General features: G+C 66.7%; 11 protein-coding genes and 1 tRNA gene. 4 read left to right on the top strand and 8 right to left on the bottom strand.

Going from position 1 to position 15,894, the window contains the following annotated elements:
* Positions 1-28: 28 nt before the first annotated feature.
* The 7 genes from ettA to lipQ all read right to left on the bottom strand — a co-directional run bounded on the left by ettA (position 29) and on the right by lipQ (position 11,510).
* On the bottom strand, positions 29-1,705 hold the full coding sequence (ettA, locus tag AC5Y4H_RS13885; RefSeq protein WP_499982539.1) for an energy-dependent translational throttle protein EttA: 1,677 nt from the start codon (positions 1,703-1,705) through the stop codon (positions 29-31).
* Between the two features lie 79 nt (positions 1,706-1,784).
* Positions 1,785-2,264: a single-stranded DNA-binding protein gene (locus tag AC5Y4H_RS13880; protein ID WP_499982537.1), complete on the bottom strand. Its 480-nt coding sequence runs from the start codon at positions 2,262-2,264 to the stop codon at positions 1,785-1,787.
* Between the two features lie 129 nt (positions 2,265-2,393).
* Positions 2,394-4,460 carry a bifunctional copper resistance protein CopD/cytochrome c oxidase assembly protein gene (locus tag AC5Y4H_RS13875; protein ID WP_499982535.1) on the bottom strand — a complete coding sequence of 689 codons (2,067 nt, stop codon included), beginning with the start codon at positions 4,458-4,460 and terminating at the stop codon, positions 2,394-2,396.
* A 29-nt stretch (positions 4,461-4,489) separates the two neighbouring features.
* Positions 4,490-6,844 (bottom strand): glycerol-3-phosphate 1-O-acyltransferase, encoded by a 2,355-nt coding sequence (locus AC5Y4H_RS13870; RefSeq protein WP_499982533.1) that lies wholly within the window; start codon positions 6,842-6,844, stop codon positions 4,490-4,492.
* Complete coding sequence (locus tag AC5Y4H_RS13865; protein WP_499982531.1) at positions 6,841-8,676, bottom strand: HAD-IB family hydrolase; 1,836 nt, start codon at positions 8,674-8,676, stop codon at positions 6,841-6,843. The genes AC5Y4H_RS13870 and AC5Y4H_RS13865 overlap by 4 nt, the downstream gene beginning before the upstream one ends.
* Positions 8,673-10,148 (bottom strand): WS/DGAT/MGAT family O-acyltransferase, encoded by a 1,476-nt coding sequence (locus AC5Y4H_RS13860; protein WP_499982528.1) that lies wholly within the window; start codon positions 10,146-10,148, stop codon positions 8,673-8,675. The genes AC5Y4H_RS13865 and AC5Y4H_RS13860 overlap by 4 nt, the downstream gene beginning before the upstream one ends.
* Before the next feature lie 126 nt (positions 10,149-10,274).
* Positions 10,275-11,510 (bottom strand): esterase LipQ, encoded by a 1,236-nt coding sequence (lipQ, locus tag AC5Y4H_RS13855; protein ID WP_499982526.1) that lies wholly within the window; start codon positions 11,508-11,510, stop codon positions 10,275-10,277.
* A gap of 186 nt (positions 11,511-11,696) precedes the next feature.
* On the opposite strand from lipQ, the gene AC5Y4H_RS13850 reads away from it, so the two are divergent.
* Positions 11,697-11,770, top strand: a tRNA-Arg gene (locus tag AC5Y4H_RS13850).
* A gap of 62 nt (positions 11,771-11,832) precedes the next feature.
* Positions 11,833-12,516 carry a cutinase family protein gene (locus AC5Y4H_RS13845; protein WP_499982523.1) on the top strand — a complete coding sequence of 228 codons (684 nt, stop codon included), beginning with the start codon at positions 11,833-11,835 and terminating at the stop codon, positions 12,514-12,516.
* A 6-nt stretch (positions 12,517-12,522) separates the two neighbouring features.
* On the opposite strand, the gene AC5Y4H_RS13840 is transcribed toward AC5Y4H_RS13845, so the two are convergent.
* Entirely contained in the window at positions 12,523-13,215 is a 693-nt protein-coding gene (locus tag AC5Y4H_RS13840; protein ID WP_499982521.1) for a type 1 glutamine amidotransferase domain-containing protein, read from the bottom strand.
* Between the two features lie 1,005 nt (positions 13,216-14,220).
* On the opposite strand from AC5Y4H_RS13840, the gene AC5Y4H_RS13835 reads away from it, so the two are divergent.
* Together AC5Y4H_RS13835 and AC5Y4H_RS13830 are read left to right on the top strand one after the other, a co-directional pair.
* Positions 14,221-14,631, top strand: coding sequence for a hypothetical protein (locus AC5Y4H_RS13835; protein WP_499982520.1), 411 nt, complete (start codon positions 14,221-14,223; stop codon positions 14,629-14,631).
* 446 nt (positions 14,632-15,077) lie between these two features.
* Positions 15,078-15,848, top strand: a complete 771-nt coding sequence (locus AC5Y4H_RS13830) for an enoyl-CoA hydratase (protein WP_499982518.1) — start codon at positions 15,078-15,080, stop codon at positions 15,846-15,848.
* Positions 15,849-15,894 lie beyond the last annotated feature (46 nt).

Here is a 15,894-nt window from a genome sequence, read left to right as displayed (position 1 = left end):
TCCGTGGCAGTGCGGGGCAGAGCTGACACTAGTCGCGCGTCAGCTTGCGGTGGGTCACTCTGTGCGGCCGTGCCGCTTCGGCTCCGAGCCGCTCGACTTTGTTCTCCTCGTAGGCGCCGAAGTTGCCCTCGAACCAGAACCACTTGGCCTCGTTGTCGTCGTCACCCTCCCAGGCAAGGATGTGCGTGCAGGTGCGGTCCAGGAACCATCGGTCGTGCGAAATCACCACCGCGCAGCCGGGGAATTGCTCGAGTGCGTTCTCCAGTGAGCTCAGCGTTTCCACGTCGAGGTCGTTGGTGGGCTCGTCGAGCAGGATGAGGTTGCCGCCCTGCTTGAGGGTCAGGGCGAGGTTGAGCCTGTTGCGCTCGCCGCCGGATAGCACGCCGGCCGGCTTCTGCTGGTCTGGGCCCTTGAACCCGAACGCCGACACGTAGGCCCGCGACGGCACCTCGGTCTGGCCGACGACGATGTGATCCAGCCCGTCGGAGACGACTTCCCACACATTCTTGGTGGGATCGATCCCGGCGCGGGTCTGGTCGACGTAGCTGAGCTTGACGGTCTCGCCGACCTTGACCGTGCCGCTGTCCGGCTGCTCCAGGCCGACGATGGTTTTGAACAGCGTCGTCTTTCCGACACCGTTGGGTCCGATGACGCCGACGATGCCGTTGCGCGGCAACGTGAAGGACAGGTCCTTGATCAGGGTGCGGCCGTCGTAGCCCTTGTCGAGATGGTCGACCTCGACCACCACGTTGCCCAGCCGCGGACCGACCGGGATCTGGATCTCCTCGAAGTCGAGCTTGCGCGTCTTCTCGGCCTCGGCGGCCATCTCCTCATAGCGCTGCAGCCGCGCCTTGCTCTTGGCCTGACGCGCCTTGGCCCCGGAACGCACCCACGCCAGTTCCTCGGTCAACCGCTTCTGCAGCTTGGCGTCCTTGCGTCCCTGCACCGCCAGCCGCTCGGCCTTCTTCTCCAGGTACGTGGAGTAGTTGCCCTCGTACGGATAGGCGCGGCCGCGGTCCAGCTCCAGGATCCATTCGGCGACATTGTCCAGGAAGTACCGGTCGTGGGTGACCGCCAGGATCGCGCCCGCATAGGAGGCGAGGTGCTGCTCGAGCCACTGCACGCTCTCGGCGTCCAAGTGGTTGGTGGGCTCGTCGAGGAGGAGCAGGTCGGGCTTGGACAGCAGCAGTTTGCACAGCGCGACGCGGCGACGCTCACCACCGGACAGGTTGGTCACCGGCTCGTCGGGCGGGGGGCAGCGCAGCGCGTCCATCGCCTGTTCCAGCTGCGAATCGAGGTCCCACGCGTCGGCGTGGTCGAGCTCCTCCTGCAGCCGGCCCATCTCCTCCATCAACTCATCGGAGTAGTCGGTCGCCATCAGCTCGGCGACCTCGTTGAAGCGGTCGAGCTTGACCTTGATCTCGCCGAGGCCTTCCTCGACGTTGCCGCGAACGGTCTTCTCCTCGTTCAGCGGGGGCTCCTGCAGCAGGATGCCGACGGTCGCGTCGTTGGCCAGGAAGGCGTCACCGTTGTTCGGCTTGTCCAGGCCCGCCATGATCCGCAAGACGCTCGACTTGCCGGCGCCGTTGGGCCCGACGACACCGATCTTGGCGCCTGGATAGAAGCTCAACGTGACGTCGTCCAGGATCACCTTGTCGCCGTGCGCCTTGCGGACCTTTTTCATCGTGTAGATGAACTCAGCCATGCCGCGGTTATGCCTTTCTGATTTGCGAAGCGATCTCGCGGACCATCCTAGGCATCGCCCGGCACCGGCAGCCCCGCCGCTAAGCGGTCAGCGGCAGCGAGCCGGTGTCAGCTGAGTCGACGTCATCGGCATCAGCGTCCTCACCAGCGGCGTCGGACGCATCCGCTGGCGGTGTGATGGCCTCGGCGGCCGTCGGGCCGGTGTAGCCCGGCCGCTCGATGCGCACAAACGCACGGGACACATCCGGCCCGACAGAGGTGGCGCGCATCTCCAGCGACGACCGGCGGTTGCCGTCGCGGTCCTCGTATTCGCTGGTGTACACGTGGCCCACCACGATCACCGGCGCGCCCTTGCCCAGCGCGGCACCCACGCCGGTGACCAGCTTGCCCCAGCAATTGACGTTGATGAAGAGCGAATTACCAGGCTCCCAGCCGCCGTCGGCGGTGCGGCGCCGCGAATTGCTGGCGACGCGGAATTTGATGACCTCCTGGCTGCCGACCTGACGGCGTTCCGGGTTGTTGACGATGTGGCCGACGACGGTAAGCGGGGTTTCGAACATTGGGTGATCCCTTCTCGATTGCATTGGCTATGGCTGCCAGTAGGCGCGGCGCCACCGACGAACGCGGTGAGAAACAGCGACTGAAGCGGACGGGCCGGGCGTCGCTGGGGAAGAAACGGGGACTGTGGATCAGTCCGGGTCGGCGCCGGTCTGGCCGGATCGGCTGGGCTTGTCGCCTTGCGCCAGCTGCGCCAGCATCGCGTTATAGGCCACCAGCTCGGCGTCATCGTCGCGCTCGGCGGCCCGGTCCAATCGCGTGGCGGTGCGGCGATCGCTGCGCGCCCACTGGATGAGCAGCGCGAGCATGACGATCACCAGGGGGAATTCCCCCGCCGCCCAGGCGATGCCCCCGCCCAGCCGCTGATCGCCCAGCAGATCCGTGTGCCAACTCAGGCCCAGCGAGCGGTAATAGTCGGCGGCGAGCACCTTCTTGGTGCCCATCAGCACCACCCCGAAGAAGGCGTGCAGCGGCAGCGATGCGAACACCACCGCCACCTTCGCCAGCGGCGGGATCGGCCGCGGCGTGGGATCCACCCCGATCACCACCCAGTAGAACAGGTAGCCGCTCAGCAAAAAGTGCAGGTTCATGGCCAAATGGCCGGCATGGCTGCTCGCGGTGATGTCGAAGAGGTTCGACAGGTACAGCCCGTAGAACCCGGCGACGAACAACACGGTGGCCACCACGGGGTTGGTGAGAAACCGGGACAGGCGGCTGTGCAGCGCGGCCAACAGCCACTCCCGCATGCCCGGCGGGTCGTCACGGCCCGCCGCGGGCAGCGCCCGCAAGGCCAGGGTGACCGGGGCGCCCAACACCAGCAGGACCGGGATCAGCATCGACAGGCACATGTGGACCACCATGTGCATGCTGAACATCGCCGGCATATAGCGCCCAACGCCCGATGACGTGGCGAACAGCAACACCAGGCAGCCGAGCAGCCAGGAAAAGGTCCGCCCCGGCGGCCACTTGTCGCCGCGGCGGCCCAGCCGCACCAGCGCCGCCACATACAGGGCGGCGAAGACGAGGGCAGCGGAGCCGAAGATCAGGTCGAATCGCCAGTCGAACAGGATGCGGGCCACGGTGGGTGGTCCGTCGAAGTCGTAACCGATCTCGGCTTCGGGAATCGACGGCAGCCGGGACGGCGGTGGCGGCGGTGGGGTGCGGCCCAGCCCGACGGCGATGCCGAACGTGAGGCCGAAGATGGCGGCCTCGATCAGACTCAGCCGCAGCAACGCGGCCCGCGCTCGCGCCGGGGTCGGATCCGCTTGCAGCGCGGCCACACTCACGCGCCGCTGGCGCCAGCCGAGCCCGCCCAGCAGGCACAGCGCGACGAACTTGGCGGTCACCAGCCGGCCATAGTCGGTGCTGAAGGGGTCGGAAAGCTGGACCCGGACCAGGGCGTTGACCAGCCCGCTCACCGCCATCGCGACCCAACACCACAGCGCGATCATCGAAAATCGCCGAGCGGCCAACGCGAGATGACCACCGCCGCGCAGCGCGTGGGCAAGCAGGGCGAGCAGGCCGCCGGCCCACAGGCTGGCGGCGACCAGGTGGATCAGCAGGCCGTTGGTGGCCAGATCGTGCGAACCGCCGGCCGACGAGTGACCGGTCAGCCCCAGCGGAATCAACGTCGTCACCGACGCGGCGACCAGCACCGGCGTCCACGACCAGCGCAGCACCGACAGACTCGCCAGCGTGATCACCGCGGCGAGGATCGCGGTCCAGCGCCAGGCCGACGCATTGGTGATCAGACCCGCCAACGACCACATCCGCAACGGGGAAATGTCGGCGACGGAATGGCCGGACACATCGGAGATGGTCAACGGGACCAGCAGGGCGGCGCACACCGCCCATACCCCCGACGCGACCGTCCCGATCCGAAGGGCCCGATAACCGCCGGCGTCGAGGACGCCGTTGGGCTGCGGCGGCACCAGAAAGGCGGCGAACAGAAACGACCCGACCGCGAGCACCGCGGCGATCTCACCCGCCGCGCGGACGAAGGGCAGCCCCAACGTGGTCACCTGGCCCGGATCGGGCAGACCGGTCAGGGTCAGGGCGCTGGCCAACGAGAGCGCCCCGATGCCGGCGGCCGTGCAGCTCGCCAGCACGGCCACCCCGACCAGGACCGGCCACACCAGCGTGCGGCGCTGGGCAGAGGCCTCGGTCGGGGCCTTGCCGGCCGGCGGGGCGACAGTCATACGTCCCAGGGTATGAGCGTCGCCCGCGGCTACAGGGTCTGGCTCTCCAGAAGGTCGCGACGCGCCCTATCCTCCCGGGCCACGAACTGATCGCGCGCGATCTGCCCGACGTAGTTGAAATCCTGCAGGATGTCGCGCAGCTCCTGCAGGAAGGCGCCTCGCCGCTCCGCCAGATCTGGGGCGGGCGCGATCAAGTTCTGGTCGTCGACGACCTGGCGGGCGGTGGCGAACAACAGCGTCGACACCGATTCGCTGCTGCGGACCCGGGTCTGCGCCACGTACTGCCGGCCGACCCCCAGCGCCAAGGCGGTCAGCTCCTTGTGTCCGATGTCCGGCGGTGCGTCACGCAGCACGTCGGCGACGATCTCATAGGCCTCAAAGAACACCCGCAGCATCGCTTCCGCCATCAGCGGACGCTTCGCGAACAACAGCGAGCGGATCTCGTCACCACCGGCGGCGACGTGTGCTTCCCAATTGTTGTGCCAGGCCATCTCTTCGGCGATGTTGTCGCGGAATGTCGCCGAGTCCGCGAAATAGAAGTCGAATTTCAGCAGATCGCGCAGCCGCATCGCCTGGGCCCAGAAGGCCTCCATCCGGTCGCCGTCGGCGTGGCGGGCGTGTGCCAGCGCGAGCTCGACGATCGACGTCTCCAGGAAGGCGTGGATCACCGAGTTGCGGTAGAAGGCCGCGGCGTGCTGTTCGTCGGGCGCGATGCGCCACACCGGTTCCCGGCCGCCATCGACGCGGGTGATGGGGTGCCCATGGGACAGCGCATCGACCGCCGCGCGCACCCCGTCGTGCGTGCGCAGCCGCAAAGCGCTGGTGGACATCGGGTCTTGTTTGCGTTCCAGGTAATCCAGCGAGTCCTGCAAGGTGTGGTGCAGCTGACCGAGCGTCAAGGCTGCACCGCGGGTGGTCAGCAGCAGTGCACAAACCAGGCCCGTAGCGGTCACCGGCGTCGCCTGCAGGATCCGCCAGGCGACCTCGAACGACATCTTCTGCAGCGCAAGGCGTTTGGCGTCCGGGTCTTGGGACAGCGGGCCGTGCGGTGCGCCCAGGTACTGGCGCATCGACACGGCTTCCGGAAATCGGACGTAGATCTTGCCGTAGTTGCGTTCACCCTGCGCGCGGATGAAGTTGTATAACCAGCCGACGCCTTCGGGTGTCTTCTCACCGCCGCGGGCGTAGGCGGCGTATTCGGCCGTCTCGTGCAGCTGGTCGAAACTGATCGAAACCGGTTGCAGCAGAATATCTTCGCTGCGACCGTCAAGGTAGGCGTCGGCCACATAGGCCAGCAGGCCGAGCTTGGGTGGCAGCATCTTTCCGGTTCGCGACCGGGTGCCCTCGATGGACCAGCTCAGATTGAACCGCTTCTCGACGATATAACCGACGTACTCGCGCAGCACGTACTTGTAGAGCTGGTCGTTGCCGATGTTGCGGCGGATGAAGATGACGCCGGAGCGTCGCAGCAACGGCCCCATCGCGCCGAACGACAAGTTGATGCCGGCGAACACGTGCACCGGCGGTAACCGGTTCTCCTGCATGGCGACCGGCACCACGGCGCCGTCGATGTAAGAGCGGTGCGAGAACAACAGCACCGCCGGGTGAGCCTCCAGGCCGGCCCGCATCGCCGCAACCTGATAGCCGTCGTAGTCGATCTCGGGATCGAACCCGCGGCTGAGCATCCTGCCGAGAACCCCGACGAGGTCGACCGATGCCCGGCTCCACCCGGTGGCGAGCTCGTCCAGCATTTTTCCGGCCTCATCGACGGTCGCGCCGGGAATCTTGGCCAGTCCGGCGCGAAACCGGTTGGAGGCCAGGATCTCGGGCTTCAACAACCGCGGCGACTTGTACTGCGGCCCAAGGATCCGGTACTCGACGCGTTCCATCGCCAAGATGGCGCGGCGGATCACGAATTGGGCGAAGTCGTACTTGTCTTCTCCCACCGTGGTGTCGCGCCATTGCCGGCGCAGTTCGGAGACGGTGGCGGCCTCACCGGCCACCACCCGCGCGCGCTGCGGAGCGGTCCGTACGATCTGTTCTTGCTGACGGTGGTTGGGGTGGTAGGGATCCCGGCCGGGGAGGAGCCCGGCCAGCTTGGCGAATCGGCCGCGATTCGGCTCCGGCAGCCAGAACACTCGCACCGGCACGATCGAACGGTCCTCCCCGGATTCGAGCTGTTCGGCCAGGGCTGTCATCGCTTCCGGGGGCGCGTCGAGCGCCGGCAGTTTCACCAAGCCGAAATTCGCTCCGGGATGGTCGGTGCGCTGGTGTTCCAGCCACGCCGTCACCAGTTCGATCTCGACCGGCGAGGCCATCGACGCCAATACCAGCGAGTCTCTTCCGGTAAGAACCGCGCTGCTATCCGCAGCCGGTTCGGTCACGGATGCCCTCGGGGCGGCGAGTCCGGTGGCTCGGCGCCGGCGGCCGCAGCCTCCGCGGCGGGTCGTTGCGCCTCGCCGTCTTTGAGGGCGGCCTGGGATTCATGCGGATTTGCCTGGGACGGGGCGGCTTTCGGCGCGGCCTTTTTCGCCGGCGCCTTCTTCGCCGCCTCCTTCTTCGCCGCCGCCTTCTTCGCCGGCGCCTTCTTCGCCGCTGCCTTCTTTGCCGCTGCCTTCTTCGCGGGTGCCTTCTTGGCGGGTGCCTTCTTGGCGGGTGCTCTGGCGGCCCGGCTCTGCGCCCTGTCTGCGGCCTTCTTCTCGACGTACAGATCCACCTCGGGAAGTTCGTCGACGGGCCAGTTGGCGAGCGTGTCCAGGTACAGCTGGCGGACCTCGGCGATGCGCTCCGGCAGTGTGTCAAGAGTCCAGTCCTGCACCGAGATCGGCGGAAAGACCGCGACGTCGACGGTGCCCGGGTTGATGACGGTCGAGTTCCGGGCGGCGACGAGTTCGGCATTGCGGATCACGATCGGGACGATCGGGACGCCGGCGGCCATCGCAATCCGAAACGGCCCCTTCTTGAACGGGCCGACCTCGGTGGTGTCGACCCGGGTGCCCTCCGGGGCGATCACGATCGAAAGACCCCTGCGCGCACGGTCTTCGACCTCGTGCAGCATCTCCACCGCGGCGGCCTGATCATCGCGGTCGATGAACACACCGTCCAGCAGCCTGCCGAGCGTGCCCATGACGGGGTCTTTCTGCAGCTCCTTCTTGCCCACACCGACCCAGTTGTCGCGCACCAGCGCGCCGGTGATCACCGGGTCAACCTGGTTGCGGTGGTTGAAGATAAAGACCGCCGGACGTTGCGCGGTGAGATTCTCCTCGCCGATGACGTTGAGATGCACGCCGGCAATCGCCAGCGACAGCTGGGAGAAGTTGGACGTGAAGAAGTTGACGCCGCGACGCCGGTTGCGGGTCAGCACACCGACGCCGACCGCGCCCGCGGCGACCGGGAACATCGAGCCGAAGCCGGCGAGAGTCCGCAGCTGCCGCCGCAGGCCCACAGGGCCGCGGCTGTTGAATCGCAGGATCGGCCATCCACGGCGCTTGGCCACCGCGGCCATCTTGCCTTCCGGGTTCGTCGGGCGCGGATTGCCGACCAGGTACATCAGGGCCACGTCCTCGTCACCGTCGGCGTAGAAGTAGCTGTCTTTGAGATCGATGTCGTTCTCGGCCGCAAAGCGTTGCACCGCAGCGGCTTTGCCCGGACCCCACAGGATCGGCTTCTCGACGCCACCGGTGAGCATGCCGTCTTCGGTGGTCTCGAATTTGTTGGTGAGCATGTTGGGAATTCCGAGGAACCGCGCGACCGGGTTCACCTGGATGGTCAGCGCCGACGAGCTGAGCACGACGGTGTGGCCACGAGCCATGTGAGCGCGCACCAACTCGCGCATCTCCGGATAGATCCGCGACTCGATCCGCTGGATGAACATCCGCTCGCCGATCTCTTCCAAGTCGTCGAGCAGTCGCCCGGTCAGCGCGGTGGCGGCCTTGCCGATAAGGTCTTCGAATTCGATACGACCGAGGGTGTGGCTCAGGCCGGCCTGGACCATGCCGAGCAGCTCCCCCACACCCATGTCACGGCGCAGCAGCCGCTCCTGGGTCAGGATGAGCGCGGTGAACCCGGCGACCAACGTACCGTCCAGGTCGAAGAAGGCGCCGATCTTGGCGCCGGCGGGGCTGGCCATGATCTCGGCCACCGAGCCGGGCAACCGCATGTCCTGCCCGGCGCTGCGAGTCCCGCGGTCGTCGGGCTGCTCCGTCGAGGCGCTCATGAGCCCGCCGCCGATCGCGAGGATACGGCCGGCTCGGTGAACGAGGCGGGCACCGCCCGCGGTTGCGGGTCGCCGGCCAGCGCCAGGACCTCGTCGAAACCTTCGAGCAGGCATTGTGCGAACAACGCCTCGTTTTTCACCGAGGCCCTGTCGTAGCGCACCGTGATGGTGCACCACCCACCGCGTGAAATCAGCACCACCATCATCGCCACTCCGGGCAGCGGGCCGAGACCGTACTGCCGCAAAACTTTTGCGCCGGCGATGTACGTGTCGCCCGGGAAGACCGGGACGTTGCTCGCCTGCACGTCGGATCCGACCACCGAGCCGGTGATCCCTTCGAGCACCGCGGTGGGCAGGACGCTGAGCACCGGAGCGATCGAACCGATGATGTTCATGGCGGGCTCGTCGCGGCGCTGCGTCATCTGAGCGCGGATCTTCTTCATTCTGGACACGGGATCGGCGGTGCCGATCGGCGCCGCCAAGTTGACGCCGGTGAATCGGTTGCCGCCGGCCGTATCCGCTTCGGCCCGCAGGTTGACCGGCACAGCCATCGGCAACGTGCTGATCGGCACGCCGAAAGCCTGGTGGTAGCGGTGCAGGGCACCGCACAGTCCGGCGAGGTAAGCGTCGTTGATTGAACCGCCGCCGGCCTTTGCGGCCTTGTGCAGGTCGGCGAGCGGGATATCGATCGCCTCGCTGCGGGTGGCTAGGCTGCGCCGCCGCAGCAGCGGCGAGGGCTCTGCGGCCCGGTTGAGGACACGTATGCCCGACATGGCGTAGCCGACGATTCCCGAAACGGTGGCCGTCGGCTCCAGGACCACCCGCCCGGCCGCCGATACCGCGCCCGACAGCGCGCTCATGACGCCGCCAACGACGGCGAATGGCAGGTGGTTAATGCCTTGGCGCATCAGATCATTGGATGTCAGATCCTGCGGGACAGGCAGCGGCAGAGTCGGCTTGGCCGGCGGATCGCGCTCGAGGTCATAGATCTCGGCGAACATCTGGACCCCGCCCACACCGTCCGTGACGGCGTGGCTGACATGCAGGAGCGCGGCGGCCTTGCCGTCGGCCAGGCCGTCGACCAGCGTGGCCGTCCACAGCGGCCGCGAGATGTCCATCGGCGACTGCAGGATGAGCTCGGCTAGGTCGAATACTTCACGCAGCGTGCCGGGCTCGGACACCCGCACCCGGCGCACGTGGAAATCCAGGTTGAAATCGGGATCGACCACCCAGCGCGGAGCCGCCGTCGGCAGGGATGGCACGACCACCTTCTGCCGCAGCCGCAGCACCCGTCGCGATGCGTTTTCGAATCGGCTTCGGAACTGTTCCCAGTCCGGCGTGGTGTCCAGTAGCTCCAGCGCCATGATCCCCGACCGGGTGCGGGGGTTCGCCTCTCCCCTGTGCAGCAGGTAGTCGACCGGCCCGAGCTCGTCGGACATCTTCATCGCCTCGACGGGCTCAGTCATGGTCATCAGTTCGACGCGCCAACCTTGTCACCGTCGATCAAGCCTCCTGCCTTGGACCCGAAAGTCCCAATGGTCTACCCAACGCTAGTCGGGTTACCGCGCTGGTGAAAGGATCGGCGAGTACCGGGACGCTCAGCTGGCCGACGTGGCCGCCAGGGGCAGCGAATCCAGAAACGCGCTGACGCGCCGCCCGTAGACGACACCGAGGAAATCGGCGACGGCGTCAGCGGCCAGCCGCGATCGAACCGTCGGTGTGATGTCGAAAGCGTGGTGGGCATTGCCGAGTTCGGCGTGGGCCACCGTGGCCGCGCCCGCCACGCGCAGCGCCGCGCAGAACGCGCGAGCCTGTCCGCTGGGCACCAATTCGTCCTTTGCGCCGTGCAACACGAAGAACGGCGGTGCGTCGCGGTGCACGTAGGAAATCGGCGACGCCGCCGTGAAGCGCTCCGGCTCGTCGGCGAAGCGGGCCTTCATCACGAATTGCTCGAGGAACGGCAACATCAGTTCGTGCATGTTCTCGAAGTCGGTGAAGTCGTAGACGCCGTAATAGGGCGCCACCGCTTGCACGGCGGTGTCCGCGTCTTCGAAGCCGGGCTGGAAGGCGGGGTCGTTCGGGGTGAGCGCCGCCAGGGAGGCCAGGTGCCCGCCCGCCGAGCCGCCGGTGATCGCGATGAAGTCGGGGTCGCCGCCGTAGTCCGCGATGTTCTCCCGCACCCACGCGATCGCCCTTTTCACGTCGATGAGGTGCGCGGGGAACGTGGCGCGCGGGCTCTTGCTGTAGTCGATCGAGACGCAGATCCAGCCGAGTTGCACCATTCGACTCATCAACGTGTAGGCCTGCGGACGCCGGCCATTCAGCGCCCACGCTCCGCCCGGCACCTGAATCAGCACCGGCGCCCGGCAGCCCGGCGCCAAATCATCGCGCCGCCACACGTCGAGCAGGTTGTCGCGTGGACTCGGACCGTAGGAGATGTCGGAAGTCTGCGCCGCATAACGGCGGTGGGGCCCAGGCCTGCTCAACAGTCGACCGCGCGGCGCGCACAGGGCCCCGACGGCGGACGGGTGGCATATCTGCTCGCGAAATTCGGGTCCGAACGAGTCCTCGAGGGCAGCGGTGAGGGTTCGATCCGCCCGCTGCGCGGCCAGCGTCGTACCAACGCGGCCGACGGACGGATGCGAAACCCGTGACAGCGCGTGCCCGGTCACCACGTGCGGAGGGAACTCCGTGAAAAGCCAGCCGGCGAAGCAGCCCAGCGCGAACGGCCCGCCGCGCAACACCAGATTGCCCACCTGATAGACGTCGCGAGCTTCGGCCGCCAGGCGTGCCGCCCACGAGCAGTGTGAAGTCAAAGTGCTGGCCACGCTCATTGCAACGCCACCCCTCGACGTTATGCACACGCCTCGTTGCGGTTAACGGCCGATTGCCGGCCGATGTTGAACGTGTGTCGAGGGTCCCAACGATAACCGATAATTGCGGCGCGGGAAGGCTTTTCGCGCGCGTGGCGGCGGGGAATCGGGTCGGCGAGCGCGGTTGGATAGACTGACCTGCACATTGCCTCCGTAGCTCAGGTGGATAGAGCAAGGGCCTTCTAATCCCTAGGTCGCACGTTCGAGTCGTGCCGGGGGCACCGACCGCCTGCGTGCCCGGGGGCGCTGCCTAATCGACGAAATGTCAATTAGCATCTAGAAGATGAAGGCGCGCCGATTTGCGCGTTTGCTGGGTATCGCCGTGATGGCAACCTGGGCGGCGCTCCTGTGTCCACCCATTTCCGCGCCCGCCGCGTCCTGCCCCGACGTCGAGGTTACGTTCGCCCGCGGCACCGCCGAGCCGGCCGGCGTTGGCGGGGTCGGACAACCGTTCATTGACTCGTTGCGCTCCCAGGTGGGGAGTCGGTCCCTCGGGGTGTATGCGGTCAGCTACCCCGCCGACGAGGATTTCGCGTCATCAGCGTCCGCGGGCGCCGGCGACGCGCACGCTCACGTTCAATCCATGGTGACCAACTGCCCCAATACCAAGCTGGTGCTCGGCGGATTCGGCCAGGGCGCAATGGTGATCGACCTGATCACCATCGCCCAGGCACAGATCGCGGGCCTGGTCCCTCAGATACTGACCGCGGACGAGGCGGACCATGTTGCCGCGCTCGCCCTGTTCGGGAATCCGTCGGATCGGTATCTGGGTGCACCGGTGAGCGTGGTCAGCCCGTGGTACGGGGCGAAGGCCATTGACCTATGTGCGCCCGGCGATTCGGTGTGCACCCCGGGCGGGCCTCTCGCGGTTCCGACGCACGACGAGTCGTTCTCGCCCGCGCATCTGTCCTACCAGCGGTCCGGAATGCCCGCTCAGGCCGCCACTTTCGTAGCCGGCCACCTCTGAAGTCGGCTAACCGAGTTCTTTCATGAATTCGCGGGCCAGCGGCCCGGCGGAGGCCGGATTCTGGCCGGTGAACAGGTTGCGGTCCTTGACGGTATAGGGCTTCCACATCTCCCCGCGAGAGAAGTCCACGCCCATCTTCACCAGCTCGTCCTCGGCGGTCCACGGGGCTTTCTCCCGCAGCCCAACCGCGTCCTCTTCATCGTTGGTGTAGGCCGTGACCTTATAGCCGGCAAAGGGCGAAACGCCGTTTCGCCGTGTCGCCATCATGGCCACCGGCGCGTGACAGACGATCGCCAGCGGCTTGCCGGACGCCAGAGCCGCGATGAGCAGTCGGCCGGAGTCGGCGTCGCGCCACAGGTCCTCCATCGGGCCGTGCCCGCCCGGGTAGTAGACGGCGTCGTAGTCATCGAGGCGGGCGTCGGCCAATTCGATCGGCCTGCGCAGCTCCTCGGCGGACTTCAGGATCTCCTCCAGCTCCAAGGCGATCTGCTCGCTGCCCGCCATCGACGGACGCAGGCTCATCACATCCACATGCGGCACAACACCATTCGGTGTGGCCACCACGACCTCATGACCGGCGCCGGTGAGCTCGCGGTACGGCGCCGCGAACTCCTCCGCCCAGTAACCGGTCGGATGCCTGGTGCCGTCCTTCAGGGTCCAATAGCTTGCGCCCGTGACCACGAACAGCACCTTCGCCATCGCATATCTCCTGGTTCGCTTCGCAGAGATGGATCCGCTCAAGCGTCGCCCATCCGATGACCGTGGTCAAACGCCGGCACCCACCTGCGCTTCGCGCATGAGTGGTGGGATGGTGGCGCCCGTTCGTTGTTGCCCAACCACATATTCCAGCGGCACTCCGCACGGCCGAAACACGTTCTAGCAACGTATTTATCGAGGCTACGACGCCGGGGCATACTGCCACACCGCGTCATCGCTACCCGCCGGGCTACACGACAACGTGAGACCGGTCGCGTCATGGACGGTCGTGTTCGGTACCGAACAATGCCGGCCGGCCAGCGGTCGATCGAGGCTGGCAAAGCCAACGCCGAGGCCGATCAGCCCGGCCGTGGTGACACAGAGCAACACCAGGCGCAGGTATCCAATTCTTTGATCGCGTGACCTTGTGCCGATTCGGTTCGCCGGTGTCCCATACCGCATTGTCCGATAGCCCGTTGTCCGCATGAGGTGCTCCTAGCGTCGATGCCGATTGCGATGCTCGTTTGAACCTGAGCTTGCGGAACGCACCTTGGCGGATACTCAACGGATCCTTGGTTGCGCGGTCGATCCGCCGAAGGCGCTCACGCGGCGCAGCCTGACGCTCTGGAACTCGCTATCGGATTCGCAGGTCGCCTCATGATGTGCGCAAGGCGCCCGCGTGACCCATAGGGCAACGCACGATCACAATTTTTCGGTGGGGACGGCTGCGGCAAGGTCGGCGGGGCTCCGGCGCGGGCGGCGGAGCGTCGGCGAAGTGACGCAGGTCACGCGCAATTTTTGCGGTCGCCATCGGTGCAATGCGCTACGCGGGACCGCCGGTATTGGCATTTGATCGGTTTCCATACCTCCCGGTAACTGGGCAAAAAGCCGAAGCCAATGCCCAAAGAATGCGGTTTAATAATCTCCGACACCGTTGTCAAACGAGCAGATGGCGCTTACGGCCAGAACTTGGCCAGAGCGCCTTCTCTTCGAAAGGGTTGGCGATCTATGGCGGCGAATGAATGGCAGCCGGTGGTGCGCGTCGGGGAGCCGAGGTTCATAGCTGGCGTTGGCAACCGAATCAAAGTTGAAGTCAAGACGAGAGGCTGGTTGAGCCGCGACTGGCGCTGTTACTTCGGGACACAGGTCTCCCAACAGCAGCTTGACGCCCGGTACTCGTCCTACCCCTGCTGGGACGAAGTCCAGCGTATCGAGGGTTCCTGCGCAGAGCACGACGCGGAGCAATACATCGAAATGATCGACGCCGCAATCCATTATGCGAACAACCAGTTGCGTAGTAACGCGCTGCCGAGGGCGATTCCGCATGGAACGCGCATCGAGCGGCGGGGCTGTGCGGTGCGTGAGCGCCAAGCCGAACTCGATGAGCTAGCCAAGAAGCTAGCGAAACCCGAGCTGTAGGCGATCCCGCAAATTTCGGCGGCTCAACCGAGCCCGCAGCCGGCGCCGGCACCCGGCCGGCGGGCCGGTGTCCCTCTCGACGTTTTGCCAGGTCGACCGGGGGATTCGACCGAAAGACTCAAATGCGGCAGATAACGTTTTGATAAATCCTTTATTACTGAAAAGTTCCGATTTCTGCCACGCGCCCCGCAAAGACTTTTGCCTTCAGGCCGCGGCATCGAAGATGCTTCATGCCCAGGCTAATGCCGTTCGGCCAATGGGAGGAGCCAATATAATCGATAGTCGGCTTTAATTTTCGTTATCCTGCCGATTCTCGCTGATGACGCTGACACCGGTCCGCGCCGCGCCGGCCGGCCCGAAGTAGTCTTACCTCGCCCGTGGCGCCGCCGCGATGAGCGGTGTGGCCGGGTGGATCCACAGCCACAAAGCGAAGCCGGAGGTGCCCGATGGCCCAGTCCGAAGCGATCCTTTTCCAGGTCACCAACCGCGTCGCGCTGATCACCGTCAACGATCCCGATCGGCGCAACGCGATCACCGCCGAGTCGTCGGGATTGCTGCGCGAGGCCGTCGAGCGGGCCGAAGCCGACCCCGATGTGCATGCCGTGGTGGTCACCGGATCGGGCAAGGCATTCTGCGCGGGCGCCGACCTCAGCGCCCTCGGGGCCGCCGGCGATCATGCGGCCGAGACCGGCCTTCAGCAACTTTATGACGGCTTCATGGCCGTCGGTAGCTGCCGACTGCCCACCATTGCCGCGGTCAACGGCGCGGCAGTGGGCGCGGGCCTGAATCTGGCCCTGGCGGCCGATGTGCGCATCGCCGGACCCGGCGCCGTCTTCGACGCGCGATTCCAGAAGCTGGGGCTGCACCCCGGCGGGGGCGCGACGTGGATGCTGCAGCGGGCGGTCGGCCCGCAGGTCGCCCGGGCGGCCCTGCTGTTCGGTATGCGCTTCGATGCCGACGCCGCCGTGCGGCACGGCCTGGCGCTGAGGGTCGCGGAGGATCCGGTCGCCGCGGCGCTGGAGCTCGCCGCCGGTCCCGCGGCGGCGGCGCGGGACGTGGTGCTGGCGACCAAGGCCACCATGCGCGCCACCGCCAGTCCGGGATCGCTGGACAACGAGCAACATCAGCTCGCCATGCGAGCGGAACTCGGGCCGCAATCCGACTCGATCCAATCACCGGAATTCGCCCAGCGTCTGGCCGCGGCGCAACGCAGGTAGGCAGTCGGCGCGCAGCAAGTTGGGATCGGTAGCCCGGCGCACAAAC

This window comes from Mycobacterium sp. NGS58 (assembly GCF_059812385.1).
This window is presented reverse-complemented; position numbering and strand designations above follow the sequence as displayed.

Bases quoted from the DNA above. Each gene is read 5' to 3' on its own strand.
- AC5Y4H_RS13840 (WP_499982521.1), bottom strand. From the start codon at position 13,215: ATGGCGAAGGTGCTGTTCGTGGTCACGGGCGCAAGCTATTGGACCCTG.
- AC5Y4H_RS13860 (WP_499982528.1), bottom strand. From the start codon at position 10,148: ATGACCATGACTGAGCCCGTCGAGGCGATGAAGATGTCCGACGAGCTC.
- ettA (WP_499982539.1), bottom strand. From the start codon at position 1,705: ATGGCTGAGTTCATCTACACGATGAAAAAGGTCCGCAAGGCGCACGGC.
- lipQ (WP_499982526.1), bottom strand. From the start codon at position 11,510: ATGAGCGTGGCCAGCACTTTGACTTCACACTGCTCGTGGGCGGCACGC.
- AC5Y4H_RS13845 (WP_499982523.1), top strand. From the start codon at position 11,833: ATGAAGGCGCGCCGATTTGCGCGTTTGCTGGGTATCGCCGTGATGGCA.
- AC5Y4H_RS13830 (WP_499982518.1), top strand. From the start codon at position 15,078: ATGGCCCAGTCCGAAGCGATCCTTTTCCAGGTCACCAACCGCGTCGCG.
- AC5Y4H_RS13880 (WP_499982537.1), bottom strand. From the start codon at position 2,264: ATGTTCGAAACCCCGCTTACCGTCGTCGGCCACATCGTCAACAACCCG.
- AC5Y4H_RS13835 (WP_499982520.1), top strand. From the start codon at position 14,221: ATGGCGGCGAATGAATGGCAGCCGGTGGTGCGCGTCGGGGAGCCGAGG.
- AC5Y4H_RS13875 (WP_499982535.1), bottom strand. From the start codon at position 4,460: ATGACTGTCGCCCCGCCGGCCGGCAAGGCCCCGACCGAGGCCTCTGCC.
- AC5Y4H_RS13865 (WP_499982531.1), bottom strand. From the start codon at position 8,676: ATGAGCGCCTCGACGGAGCAGCCCGACGACCGCGGGACTCGCAGCGCC.